The following is a 12,610-nucleotide window of genomic DNA, read 5'->3' as shown; positions in this document are numbered from 1 at the left end:
GGCGTGCGCCGACTGCCAGCTGCAGCCGCGTCGGCTGGCCCTCGGCGCACGCCGTTCCTCGTGGTCAGAGGTCCCGGCGCGGCACCCCGGGGCGGTCCTCGACGGCGCCGTGGTGCAGCAGGCTGGCGACGGCCAGGGCGAGGCCACCCCAGATCACGACCATCGCCACCACCATCATCACGATCGCCGCCGTGCTCATCGGGGTCCTCCGTCGTCCTGGGGGCGGCTGTGCGGGGCCGGATCGGGCGCGTGCAGCGGCTCCGCCGGGTCGGAGCCGGGGGGCGGTCCGTCCAGGTGGGTCCCGGCGCGCCACGGCAGCCGGCCGAGCAGGAAGCCGATGAGCGGCAGCGCCACGACCAGCGCCCAGCCGAGGACCAGCAGGAGCCAGGTGGGGTAGTCCTCGTACGGCGCGGCGAGGTCGTCCCGAAGTGCGAAGACCAGCACCACTGCCAGGGCCACCGGGGCGACGACGCTCGTCAGCAACCGCCAGCCGCTGCCCACCCGGGGACGGCCGTGGACGTTGAGGTGCGCGCCGAGGGCGGGCAGCGCCCGGAGCGCCCACGCGACGACCACCATGCTGACCAGCGCCACGACGAGGATGCCGTACTGGTTGACGAAGTGGTCGACGACGTCGAGCACGTAGATGCCGCTCGTCGTGCTGAACAGCACCAGGCTCAGCACCGCAGCCGGGACGCCGACCAGGAGGGTCGCGGTCAGCCGGCCGGTGTCGAGCTTGTCGCGGACGGCGGAGACCACGACCTCGATCACGCTCACCAGCGAGGTGATGCCGGCGATGACGAGGCACCCGAAGAACAGCACGCCGAGGAGCGCACCGGCCGGGGCCTCGCTGATGATCGCCGGGAAGGCGATGAAGGCCAGGCCGATCCCGTCGTCGGCGACCTCGCCGACCGGGACCCCGCCGGCCTGGGCCATGAAGCCCAGGGCGGCGAACACGCCGATGCCGGCGAGCAGCTCGAACCCGGAGTTCGCGAAGCCGACGACGAGCCCGGAGCCGATCATGTCCTCGCGCCGGCCCACGTACGAGGAGTACGTGATCATGATGCCGAAGCCGATCGACAGCGAGAAGAAGATCTGGCCGAACGCGGCGGCCCAGACGGGCGCGGAGGCGAGCGCCGACCAGTCGGGCCTGAACAGCGCGTCCAGGCCGGTGGCGGCGCCCGGCAGCAGCAGCGCCTGCACGACGAGGGCGGCGAAGGCGAGCACCAGCACCGGGATGAAGACGAGCGAGGTGGCACCGATACCGCGCTGGACGCCGAGGGCCATGATCACCAGGACGGCCAGCCAGACCAGCGCGAGGGGTACCAGGACCCCGGGCACCACGTCGGCGGTGACCCGGACGTCACCGGCCTGGAGGAACTCGTCGAAGAAGAAGCCCGCGGGGTCGGTGCCCCAGGCCTGGTCGAGGGAGAAGAAGGTGTAGCGCAGCGCCCAGGCGATGACCGCCGCGTAGTAGACGGCGATGACGAAGCAGATGCCCACCTGCCACCAGCCGAGCCCCTCGGCGCCGCGGCGCAGCCGGGCGAAGGAGAGCGGTGCCGAGCCGCGGTGGCGATGGCCGATCGCGTAGTCCAGCAGCAGGAACGGGATGCCGGCGGTCAGCAGGGCGATCAGGTAGGGCAGCAGGAAGGCGCCGCCGCCGTTCTCGTAGGCGACGTAGGGGAACCGCCAGATGTTGCCGAGCCCGACGGCCGATCCGATCGCCGCCAGGATGAAGACGCGCCGGGAGCTGAAGCCGCCGCGGCGGCGCTCCTGGTCAGGTCGTTCCGCGGCGTGCCCTGCCGTCGTGCTCACGCGGCCTCCTGTTCGGCGACGACGTCCAGACCGTGCACCGGCTCAGCTGCCGGCACGGGGCACCACCGTGAGCTCGTCTGCCTGGACGTAGACCTCGAACTCGGCCAGGAGCGCGAGCTGCTCGGGCTCCAGCTCACCGCCCAGTTCGTCGAGGAACCTGTCGGTGACGGCCGCCACCTCGCCCTCGAGCTCGGCGATCGTGGTCCCGATGCCGAACCGGTCGGTCGTGTCGCCGTAGTACACGAAGACCGGGCCGCTGTCGGTGTCGACGAAGAACCCGACGCTCTGGATGGTCTCGCTGACGACCAGGCCGGATGCGTCGACGTCCTGGCCGACCTCCGCGGCGCTGACCCCCTCGCTCAGGTCGACCGGGTCGCCCTGCTGGGCAACGACGACGGCAGCGACGGCGAGGGCCACCAGCACGACCAGACCGATCAGCGCCAGCAGCAGCCACCGCTTCACCCTCGGGCCCGAACGAGCCGACGAGCGGTTCTCCTCAGATGTGGACATGACACCTCCTGGCCCACGACCGTGCCCGGAGACGGGCCGCTGCACACGCGGACCGATGGGTCGGGCTGTCCGACGACGCCGGAGACGACGAACCGCCCCGGACCTGACGGTCCGGGGCGGTTCGTGTGACTACGAGGACCTCCGCACGCCGTGCGGAGACCTCGGGGGGGTGGAGGCGGCGGGAATCGAACCCGCGTCCTGCGACGCATCACCAGGGCTTCTCCGAGCGCAGTTCGCTCTGCCTCTGCTCGGCCCTCCCGATCTCACGAACGAGTCGGGATGACGGGCCCAGTCGCTGTTTGGTGTCCCACACGCACCCGCGACCGATGCGTGCGGTGAGTCATCTAGCTGATGCCAGGATCCGGGCCGATGACGAACCCGGGCTGACAGACTCGCCTAGCTGCTGTTAGGCAGCGAGAGCGAAGTCGCGCTGATTGGAATCGGCGCTTGTGTTTTTTGCAACGGATGGTTAACGAGATCATCGTTGCCTTCCTCGGCTCGCTTCCCCTGGTCAAACGACCGCAGTCGAGACCAATCGCCCCCCTGTGTAGTTGTACGGCCAGCATAACGGCAACCACCTCGGGGTTGTTCCCCCGCGCGAGCGCGGGACCGCCCTTCGGTCAGCCGCGTCCGGCCAGCGCGGCGTGCAGCACGCCGCGGACGTCCTGGGCGGTGACCTCGCGTGGCGCGGCCGGAGCCGCGGCCGCGACCCATTCCGCGACCCCGTCGACCTGGTCCTCCCGGTCACGATCAGGACCCGACGCCCGCCCAGGCGCGCCACCTCGCCCGGCACGTCGGCCCGCCGCCCAGCCCCGAACAGGACCCTGGTCGGCAGTCCGTCGAGGTCGAAGCGTCGTCGCTCACGTCGGACTCCTCCTGCTCGATCCACCACGTCGACAGGCAGCACCCCCTGCGCGGGCCCGCTGAGCTGGGTCCCGCCCTCCCTCTAGCCTGGAGACCGTGTCCGCTGTCACAGTCCGGCGCACGCCGTGACCACGGCGCCACAGCAGGGAGGGACATGACCGACGCGCAGACCGACGACGTCGTCGCCGACATCGACGAACACACCGTCACCGACGCCGTCGTCGCCAGCTTCGCCGGGACGTCGGACGCCCGGCTGCGCGAGGTGCTGGGCGCGCTCGTGCGTGGGCTGCACACCGCCATCCGGGAGGTGGAGCCGACGCTGGCGGAGTGGGAGCACGCCATCGACTTCCTCACCCGCACCGGCCAGAAGTGCGACGACGTGCGGCAGGAGTTCGTGCTGCTCTCCGACGTCCTCGGTGTCTCCTCCCTGGTGGAGAACATCAACCACCGCAAGGTCGGCGGGGCCACCGAGGCGACCGTCCTCGGGCCCTTCCACATGACCACCTCCCCGCCTCGCCGCAACGGGGACTCGATCGACGAGGTGGGCGCCAGCGAGCCGTGCGTCGTCACCGGCCGGGTGCTGTCGGTCTCCGGTGAACCGGTGCCCGGCGCGGAGGTGGACGTGTGGCAGGCCGACGACCACGGCTTCTACGACGTCCAGCAGCCCGACGTGCAGCCGCCGGGCAACGGCCGCGGCCTGTTCACCACCGACGACGAGGGCCGGTTCTGGTTCCGCACCACCGTGCCGGCGCACTACCCCATCCCCACCGACGGTCCGGTCGGGGAACTGCTCGCGGCGACAGACCGGCCCCCGTACCGGCCGGCGCACATCCACTTCATCGCCGACGCACCGGGGTACGTGCCGGTGACCACGCACATCTTCGTCGAGGGCAGCCCGTACCTGGACGAAGACGCGGTCTTCGCGGTCAAGCGCAGCCTGGTCCGCGACTTCGCCCCGGTCGACGACGCCGAACAGGCCGAGCGGTTCGGCATCGTGAACCCGTTCCGGCTCGCCGTCATCGACCTCGTCGTCGAGCCGACCGGGACGCCGTCCCCGTGACCACGGGGGCACCGCTGCAGGGCGGCGGGGCCTCCCTCAGATCCAGTCGCGGCGCTTGAAGATCACGTACAGCGTGAGGCTGACCATGAACATCAGCACGACGGCGAACGGGTAGCCGTAGTCCCACTCGGTCTCGGGCATGTTCTCGAAGTTCATCCCGTAGACCCCGCCCACGAGGCTGGGGGCGAAGAGGATGGCCGCCCACGCGGAGATCTTCTTGACCTCCTCGCCCTGGGCGAGGCTCGTCTCGGTGAGGGTCTTCATCTCCTCGTTCTGCCGCTGGGCGACCAGCGTGGCGTTCACGGTGAGGATGTCGCGCAGCTGCAGCCGGAAGCCCTCGACCCGCTCGGTGATCTGGGTGACGTGGTCGGCGACGTCGCGCAGGTGGCTGCGCAGCTCCTCGTCGACGCCGTACTTCTCGAACCCGGCGGTGATCGCGGCGAGGATGCCGGTCAGCGGTTGGACCGCCCGCTGGAAGTCCACGACCTCCTGGGACAGCTCGTAGATGCGCCGCGACACCTGCGGGTCGCCGCGGAACACCTCGACCTCGATCTCGTCGATGTCCTTGTCAAGCCCGGCGACGACCGGGGCGTACCCGTCGACGACGGCGTCGAGGATCGCGTACAGCACCGCCTCGGTGCCGCGGGCCAGCAGCTCCGGGGAGCTCTCCAGCCGGCGGCGCACCCGGGCCAGGTCCGGCGACTCGGCGTGCCGCACGGTGATGGCGAAGTCCTTGCCGAGGAACAGGTGCAGCTCGCCGAACTCCACCTCCTCGGCCTCGTCCAGGTAGCGGGCGGCCTTGAGGACGACGAAGAGCGTGTCGCCGTAGCGCTCGAACTTCGGCCGCTGGTGGGCGTGGATGGCGTCCTCGACCGCGAGGTCGGGCAGGTCGTACTGCTCGGCCAGCTCACCCAGCGCGGCCGGCTCCGGGCGGTACAGCCCGAGCCAGACCATCCGGTCGTCGAAGCCCTCGGTCAGCCACTCGTGGCTCTCGGCCGCCGACGCCGGCGTCGCGATCCGCCGGCCGGCGGCGTAGACCGCGTTGTCGACCATCCGGGAACGCCGCTCCGTCGCCGCGACCGACCCGGGCTGCTCCGCCGGGCGCGGGGGCACCAGGACGGCGCGCGGGCGGCGGGTGAGGGTGGACAGGGCGGTGCGGGGGGCGAGACGACGATCGGCCACGGCAGGGGCTCCCAGGAGACGCGGGGACGGGGGCAGCAGGTCCCCGCGGGCGTGCCCGGCCGGGTCAGGTGACCGGGGGCGTCAGCGGGAGGGGACCCGGGGACTGTGACTGGGAGGCTCCGATCGCACGGCCCAGCACCTCCCGTCTCCCCAGGGCCGGCGTCCGTCACGCGGCCGTCGTCCATCGTGACACGCGGTGCCGCTCCCGGTCACCCCGATCGCCCCACCAGGGGGTGAACGGACGGGGGAGGTCAGCCGGCGACCTCGCCGGCCGGTGCCGGCACCCGCAGCGCCACCAGGAACCGGGACACCATCGCGTACCCGGCCACGGTGGTCACCAGCTCGACCACCTGCCGGTCGTCGAGGTGCGCGCGCACCGCGGAGAAGACCGCATCGGGGACGTCGACCTGCCGACTCGAGGCGTCGGTGAACCGCAGCACGGCGGCCTGGACGGCGGAGAACACCGGCGCCGCGGCGGGGTCGCGGGTCCGCAGCGCGGCCAGCTGCGCGTCGGTGACCCCGGCCCGGCGGGCGGCGGGCTCGTGCGCGACCCACTCGAAGGCCGCGTCGTTGAGCACGGCGACCCGGAGCACCACCAGCTCGGTCAGGTCGGCGGTCAGCGTGGTCCCGTTGCGCAGCGCCCCGAGCAGTGCGCTCCACCCCTCGGCGACGGCGGGGCTGTGCAGCAGCAGGCGGTCCAGCGAGGACAGCTCTCCCCCACGCCGGGCCCGCAGCACCTCGGCGGCCGGGCCGTCGCCGTCGGCGTCGGGCAGCCGCGCGCCGGTCACGACCGGGTCAGCACGCCGGCCGGGAACGCGCCGTTGCCCAGCAGCCGGCCGGTCAGGTCGCCGGCGAGCTCGGCGACCCGCTCGGTGCGCTCGGTGCCCAGGTGCACGAACGGGGCGGCCGACAGCGCATCGGTCTCCTGCTCGATCGACGCCCGCAACTGCTGGCCGACCTCGGTGAGCACCCCGTCGACGACCAGGCCGCGTTCGGTCAGGCCGGTCAGCGCCGCCGTCCACTCCTCGTCGGACCAGCCACGGGTCGCCTGGGCGGCCTGCCGGGTGAACCCGCGGCCGGTGAGCGTGTGGGTGACCAGCGCCTCCAGCCCGGTCAGCCCGTGCCGGACGACGCTGAGCACGTGCCCATCGCCGCGGTGCTCGCGGAGCAGGGTGACGCCGTGCCAGACCTGCAGCAGCGGGTCCTCGGGCCAGGGCAGGTCGGCGTGGGCGGCGAACAGCGGCCGGGCCTCCGGCGTCAGCGCCGTGCACGCCTCGCGGAGCAGGCCGGCCAGCTCGCCCAGGCTGCTCTCGTCGGCGCCGTCGAGGAGCCGGGTGAGCGAGGCGGTGGCGGCCGCCGTCCGGGCGGCGAGCACCTGGTCGGGGCTGGCGAGGGTCCAGGCGCGGGGCAGGTGCCGGGCGACGATCGCGGGGGCGAAGTTGGCGAACGTCGCGGTCACCACGCCGGGGCCGACGGCGCCCATCGCCGCCGCGCGGCCGGCGAAGTAGACCATCCGGCCGGGGCGCAGCCCGGCTGCGGTCAGGTGCTCGTCGGTCTCCGGCGCGAAGTAGACGTGCGAGTGCAGCGGCTCCAGCCGCCGGTGCGTGCGGGCGACCAGGCGGAGGTCGGGGGCGAGCGGGACGGCGGGCTGATCGACGCTGACCATGCCGCGCACCCTAACGACTCAGCCGGACGCCCCCGCGCTGGTCGGCGTCGTGCTGGCGGGAGCCGTGGTGGCCGGCGTCGTGGTGCTGGGCGCGGTGGTGGCAGGCGCGCTGGTGGCCGGGGCCGTGGTCGCCGGGGCCGAGAGGGCGGCCGCGACGCAGGAGTGGTTGTGGTCCAGGTCGTCCTCGACGTACTGGGTCATGATCACCCGGCCGCCGTCGACGAGCGGGGCGTCGGAGCAGTTCGCCACCGCGCCGGAGAGGCTGCGGGCTCCGGCCAGCCAGCTGTCCAGGCCGTGCAGGCTGCTCCACGAGGGCACGTCGCCGACGATCTCGCCCCACTGGTAGCCGGTCGAGTAGAGCCCGACCCGACCACCCACCGACTCCAGGTGGTCGGTCATCCCCTCCAGGGTGGCCCGGTTGTTCCGCTGCGCGGCGGCGCCGTCGGTCTGCCAGGTGTTCATCGTCTCGACGTCCAGCCACCACCGCAGGCCGACGAGGTCGGCGCGGCTCTCCACGGCGATGTCCCCGGCTCCCGGGGACGCGTCACCCAGGGTGTCGAGCACGATCCGGACGTCGTTCTCGGCCCGGTCGACGCCGTACTCGTAGGAGCAGGCAGCGCTGTTGTCGCCGTCGCACACGCCGTAGCGGTTGACGCCCAGCCGCGGCCAGGTGGTCACCTGCTCGCGCACCTCGCCGGGGTTGGCGGTGTTCACGTAGAGCTGCGCCCGCGGCTGGGCCGGCACCGCGCCCGAGGACTCGTTCGCCCACTCCCACTGGTCAGCCAGGCAGCGGTTCTCCGTGGTGGCGATCCCGCCGTTGACGCCGATGACCGCGAAGGCCGCGTCGTCCGGCAGCGTCTGGCCGCACTGCGGGTGGGACACGTCGTACCCGACGGTGCTCTGCACCGTGGCGCCGCGACGCTCGGTGGGCTCCTCGGCAGCACCAGCAGCCGGCGCCCCGAGCACCGTGGCGCCCAGCGCGGCCGCGGCCACGACGGCCGTCCGCAGGATGCTCCGCATCACATCGACCCTACGCCTCTTCGTGCGCCGGTACCGCCGTCATCGGGCCAGACGACTCCGGCCAGGAAACTGGACTGGGTAAAAGTCTGTACTGAGTTCAGGTTCAGGTCTACGGTGCTCCCATGGCCGTATCCGGGCAGGGGAAGACCCCACACTGCCCGGTCGGTCGCGTGCTGGGCCTCCGGGAGCGCAAGAAGCTCGAGGCCTGGCGGACGATCCGCTCGACCGCGCTGCGCCTGATCAGCGAGTGCGGGTTCGACGCGGTGAGCGTGGAGGACATCGCCACCGAGGCCGGTGTCTCCCGGACGACGTTCTTCAGCTACTTCCGCAGCAAGGAAGCCGTCGTCTACGACCTCGATCCGCAGGAGCTGCAGCAGTGGCGCGAGCTCCTGGCGGACGCCCCGGGGGGTGAGCCGCTGTGGGAAGCGCTCACCGGGCTCGTCCTCGGCCTGGCCGAGCTCCTCGCCGACCGGCTGCCCCTGCAGAAGCGGCTGCTCCAGCAGTCACCGGAGCTCTGCGACTCGTCGCGGGACGTCTGTGACAGCTTCGGGCCCGACCTGCGGGACTGGGTCGCCCGGCGCACCCCGGACGGCGACGAGCTGCACGCCGCACTGGTCCTCAACACCGCCTTCGCCGCCTTCAACACGGCGATCGAGGCCTGGGACCCCGAGGACTCCTTCGACCACTTCCTGGACCTCGTCCGCGACTGCCTGCGACTGGCCGGCGGCGGACTGGCCCGATCCGTGAGCTGACCCGCTCCCCACCCCGCCGGCCCCGACCCCGCCGGCCCTCCTCCGGCAGGCCCTCCGCACTCCGACCGCGCACCGTCGCGCCGTCCCGCCTGCCCGGGCTCCTCCAGCACCACGCGACCGCGCACCGTCGCCGGCCGTGAGCCCTCCCCTGCCCTCATCCCCTCAGCCCGCACTGCGCCCTGCGCAGGAAGGACGGCTCCGCCATGCCCGCAGACAGCCTGACCACCCCACCGGGGACCGGCGCCCCCGACGCGCCACCACCGCCCGCACCGGACACCGAGGGCCCGGACCCCCGCCGCTGGCTGGCCCTCGCCGTCATCGCCGTCGCCCAGCTGATGGTCGTGCTGGACGCCTCGATCGTGAACATCGCCCTCCCCGACGCCGGCCTCGACCTGGGCATCAGCGCCGCCAACATCCAGTGGGTGGTCACCGCCTACACGCTCGCCTTCGGCGGCCTGCTGCTGCTCGGTGGCCGGATCGCCGACTTCACCGGCCGCAAGCGCGCCTTCCTGATCGGCCTGATCGGCTTCGCCGGCGCCTCCGCGCTGGGCGGCCTGGCCCCCAACCAGGAGCTGCTGTTCGCCGCTCGCGGCCTGCAGGGTGCGTTCGCGGCGCTGCTCGCGCCGGCCGCGCTGTCCCTGCTGGCGGTCACCTTCACCGACCCCAAGGAGCGGGCCCGCGCCTTCGGGGTCTTCGGTGCCATCTCCGGCGGTGGCGCCGCGATCGGCCTGATCCTCGGCGGGGTGCTCACCGAGTACGCCTCGTGGCGCTGGACGCTGGGCGTCAACGTGCCGATCGCCCTGGCCACCGCCGTCTTCGCGATCGGACTGGTGAAGGAGAGCCGCGCCGACGGCGACCGGCGCTACGACGTACCGGGCGTGCTGCTGTCGGCCGCCGGGCTGGTCAGCCTGGTCTACGGCTTCAGCAAGGCCGCCGAGGAGGGCGTGGGCTGGACCGACCCGCTCACGCTGACCCTGCTGGCCGCGGCCACCGTCCTGCTGGTCTCGTTCGTGCTCTACGAGCAGCGGGCCAGCCACCCGCTGCTGCCGCTGCGCGTGGTCCTGGACCGGAACCGGGGCGGCTCCTACCTGGTCTTCCTTCTGGTGGGCGCGGGGATCTTCGCGATCTTCCTGTTCCTGACCTTCTACTTCCAGCAGACCCTGGGCTACAGCCCGCTGGAGTCCGGCTTCGCGTTCCTGCCCTTCAGCGGCGGGATCATCCTCGGCGCCGGCGTGGTCTCCCAGGTCCTCCCCCGAGTCGGGCCGCGGCCGCTGATCATCGGTGGTCTGCTCGTGGCCGCGCTGGGCATGCTGTGGCTGACCCGGATCGGCGCGACCAGCTCCTACGTCGTCGAGGTGCTCCCCGCCCTGGTGGCGATCAGCCTCGGCATGGCGGCGGTGTTCGTGCCGGCCTCCAGCACGGCGCTGGTCGGGGTGGCGAGCCACGACACCGGGATCGCCTCGGCCGTGCTCAACACCAGCCAGCAGGTGGGCGGCTCGCTCGGCCTGGCCCTGCTGAACACCTTCTACGCCTCGGCGGTCACCGGGTACCTCGTCGACAACCCGGGCGCGGCCCCGGGCGAGGCGTTCGTGCAGGGGTACCACGTGGCCTTCATCTGGGCCGCGGTGTTCCTGGCGGTCGCCCTGGTCTTGAGCATCGTGCTGATCCGGGCGAAGAAGGACGACCTCCCCGCTGAGGTTGCTCTGGCCGCCTGACCCGTCCAGGAGGGGCCGACGTCACGACGCCGGCCCCTCCTGCGCGTCAGCGCAGCGGCGCCAGCCGCCGGGACCAGGAGACCTGGGTGCGGGCGGTGGTGAAGCCCAGGCTCTCGTACAGCCCCAGCGCGCCGGTGACGTTCTCGCTGTCGACCTCCAGACCGGAGGTCTGGCAGTCCTGTGCCGCAGCGGCGTGCATCGCCTCGATGATCACGGCCTTGGAGACCCCCCGGCCCCGGGCGGACGGGAGGACGCCGATCTGGCCGAAGTAGCTCTCCCGGGAGCCGCTGGCCGCTGCGGTCGCCTCGGAGACGTAGGCCAGCGCGTAGCCGAGCACCTCGCCGTCCTCGATGGCCAGCACCGACAGGTCCGGGCGGAAGGTCCGCATGCCGGTGAACATGACCTGCCAGGAGGCGACGTCGCGCTCGCTGGAGCCGTAGTGCTCGGTGAAGGCGGCGTTGTGCGCGAGCCGCACCTCCTCGTCCCGGTCCCAGGTGAAGGGCAGCAGGTCGATGCCGTCGAGCCGGCGCCGCGGCGGAAGGTCGGTGAGCGGGCGCTCCATGTGGAAGAACCAGCGGACCTGCTCCAGCCCGGCCCGGCGCACGAGCGCCTCCAGCGAGGGCATCGTCGTGTACACGGTGGCGGTCAGCCGGGCCGGCGACTCCGGGTGCCGCTCGGCGTGCAGCTCCTCGCCCCGCACCAGCTGCCAGGCCAGCAGCGCCCGGCCGATGCCCCGGCCCCGCCACTCCGGCAGCACCCGCCCCTGCAGGTGCACGCCGTAGGCGTCCCGGAACGTGGGCGGCGCGATCGTGGTGGCGTAGCCGACGACGGTGCCGTCCGCCGTGCTCACCAGCCGGGTGTCCTGCTCCAGGTCGACCAGCTCGCTGGCCCACAGCCCGGTGAGGTCCTCGGGCGACTCGTGCAGTCCGGTGTCGTCGACCGCCTCCGCCACGGCGAGCAGTTCGGCGACGGCGACGACGTCGTCGGGACGGATCGGGCGGGCGGAGAGGCCCTCGGGCAGGGCCAGCGGCGCAGAGTTCACGAGGCCCGAGGTTAGGCGGTGACCCCGAACAGCCGTGCACCGTTGTGCCAGAGGACCGCCCGCAGCCACTCCTCCCCCAGGCCCAACCGGTGCAGCGCGGCCAGTTGGTGGGCGTAGGGGTACGGGATGGCCGGGAAGTCGCTGCCGAGCACCACCTTGTCCCGCAGCGCGGCCAGCCGGGGCAGCAGTGCCCGGTCGAAGGGCATCAGCCGCTCGGTGAAGTCGGTGGCGAACATCGTGGTGTCCAGGTGCACCCGCTCGTACTGCTCGGCGAGGTCCAGGAACGCCTCGTACTCGGGCATGCCGAGGTGGGCGATCACCAGCTGGAGCCGGGGGAAGACCTCCAGGAGGCCGGCCATCGGCGCCGGGCCGGTGTGCTCCCCGCGCAGCGGCCCGGAACCGCAGTGGATGACCACCGGCGTACCGGTCTCGGCCAACCGGGCCCACACCGGCTCGAGCAACGGGTCCCGCGGGTCGAAGTCGCCGACCTGCACGTGCACCTTGAACACCCGCGCGCCGGCGTACAGCGCCTCCTCCACGTACCACTGCGCGTCCGGCTCCGGGTAGAAGGTCGCCGAGTGCAGCACCTGTGGGTGCTGCGCCGCGAACGTGGCCGCCTCGGCGTTCAACCACGCGGCCATCCCCGGCCGGTGCGGGTAGGGCAGCGTCGGGAAGGCGCGGACGCCGAGGGCCGCCAGAACCGCCAGCCGCTCCTCGACCGGCAGCGCGTACGTGACCGGCCACGGCGCCCCGTAGTGCGTCTCCGCCTCGGCGAAGTACTGCCAGACCTTCGCCTGCACCCGCTCGGGCAGGAAGTGCACGTGCACGTCGACCAGCCCGGGCAGCCCCAGCTCCCGCCAGTACCTCGGGACGTCGTCGTCGTCGACGGGGGCTGCGACCACGAGGGCCACCCTAGGTCCGCTCCCGTCCAGGGCCCGCGGCCGCACGCGTCCCCGGACCCGGTGATCGCCACTAGCCTCCGGCGGC

Annotated in this window: 12 protein-coding genes and 1 other RNA gene; 3 read left to right on the top strand and 10 right to left on the bottom strand. The window is 72.9% G+C overall.

What is annotated here, in order from left to right:
• Positions 1–64: 64 nt before the first annotated feature.
• The 4 genes from O2W16_RS20295 to ssrA form a co-directional block, all read right to left on the bottom strand.
• Positions 65–199 carry a methionine/alanine import family NSS transporter small subunit gene (locus O2W16_RS20295; RefSeq protein WP_269160644.1) on the bottom strand — a complete coding sequence of 45 codons (135 nt, stop codon included), beginning with the start codon at positions 197–199 and terminating at the stop codon, positions 65–67.
• A complete protein-coding gene (locus O2W16_RS20290) occupies positions 196–1,812 on the bottom strand; it encodes a sodium-dependent transporter (protein WP_269160643.1) in 1,617 nt (538 codons plus the stop codon). The genes O2W16_RS20295 and O2W16_RS20290 overlap by 4 nt, the downstream gene beginning before the upstream one ends.
• Positions 1,813–1,854: 42 nt before the next feature.
• The gene (locus O2W16_RS20285; protein WP_269160642.1) at positions 1,855–2,322 is read right to left on the bottom strand and encodes a hypothetical protein; all 468 of its coding nucleotides are present in this window, start codon (positions 2,320–2,322) and stop codon (positions 1,855–1,857) included.
• A gap of 167 nt (positions 2,323–2,489) precedes the next feature.
• Positions 2,490–2,865: a transfer-messenger RNA gene (gene ssrA / locus O2W16_RS20280) on the bottom strand.
• 475 nt (positions 2,866–3,340) lie between these two features.
• Here ssrA and O2W16_RS20275 point away from each other — a divergent pair.
• Entirely contained in the window at positions 3,341–4,246 is a 906-nt protein-coding gene (locus O2W16_RS20275; protein ID WP_269160641.1) for a dioxygenase family protein, read from the top strand.
• Positions 4,247–4,282: 36 nt separating this feature from the next.
• Here O2W16_RS20275 and corA read toward each other — a convergent pair whose 3' ends face one another.
• The 4 genes from corA to O2W16_RS20255 all read right to left on the bottom strand — a co-directional run bounded on the left by corA (position 4,283) and on the right by O2W16_RS20255 (position 8,114).
• Complete coding sequence (gene corA, locus O2W16_RS20270; protein ID WP_269160640.1) at positions 4,283–5,428, bottom strand: magnesium/cobalt transporter CorA; 1,146 nt, start codon at positions 5,426–5,428, stop codon at positions 4,283–4,285.
• A 251-nt stretch (positions 5,429–5,679) separates the two neighbouring features.
• Positions 5,680–6,216 (bottom strand): carboxymuconolactone decarboxylase family protein, encoded by a 537-nt coding sequence (locus tag O2W16_RS20265; protein ID WP_269160639.1) that lies wholly within the window; start codon positions 6,214–6,216, stop codon positions 5,680–5,682.
• Positions 6,213–7,094: an SCO6745 family protein gene (locus O2W16_RS20260; RefSeq protein WP_269160638.1), complete on the bottom strand. Its 882-nt coding sequence runs from the start codon at positions 7,092–7,094 to the stop codon at positions 6,213–6,215. The genes O2W16_RS20265 and O2W16_RS20260 overlap by 4 nt, the downstream gene beginning before the upstream one ends.
• Positions 7,095–7,112: 18 nt before the next feature.
• Complete coding sequence (locus O2W16_RS20255; protein WP_269160637.1) at positions 7,113–8,114, bottom strand: hypothetical protein; 1,002 nt, start codon at positions 8,112–8,114, stop codon at positions 7,113–7,115.
• Between the two features lie 122 nt (positions 8,115–8,236).
• Between O2W16_RS20255 and O2W16_RS20250 the strand changes: the two genes are divergently transcribed.
• Complete coding sequence (locus tag O2W16_RS20250; RefSeq protein ID WP_269160636.1) at positions 8,237–8,866, top strand: TetR family transcriptional regulator; 630 nt, start codon at positions 8,237–8,239, stop codon at positions 8,864–8,866.
• Positions 8,867–9,069: 203 nt separating this feature from the next.
• On the top strand, positions 9,070–10,581 hold the full coding sequence (locus O2W16_RS20245) for an MFS transporter (RefSeq protein ID WP_269160635.1): 1,512 nt from the start codon (positions 9,070–9,072) through the stop codon (positions 10,579–10,581).
• 46 nt (positions 10,582–10,627) lie between these two features.
• On the opposite strand, the gene O2W16_RS20240 is transcribed toward O2W16_RS20245, so the two are convergent.
• Together O2W16_RS20240 and O2W16_RS20235 are read right to left on the bottom strand one after the other, a co-directional pair.
• Positions 10,628–11,623 (bottom strand): GNAT family N-acetyltransferase, encoded by a 996-nt coding sequence (locus O2W16_RS20240; protein WP_269160634.1) that lies wholly within the window; start codon positions 11,621–11,623, stop codon positions 10,628–10,630.
• Positions 11,624–11,634: 11 nt separating this feature from the next.
• Complete coding sequence (locus O2W16_RS20235) at positions 11,635–12,525, bottom strand: amidohydrolase family protein (protein ID WP_269160633.1); 891 nt, start codon at positions 12,523–12,525, stop codon at positions 11,635–11,637.
• Between the last annotated feature and the right edge of the window lie 85 nt (positions 12,526–12,610).

It is taken from the genome of Modestobacter sp. VKM Ac-2984 (genome assembly GCF_026967985.1).
Taxonomy (GTDB): Bacteria; Actinomycetota; Actinomycetes; order Mycobacteriales; family Geodermatophilaceae; genus Modestobacter.
Note: the sequence above shows the minus strand (reverse complement) of the source record. Positions and strands in the feature narration are given on the sequence as shown.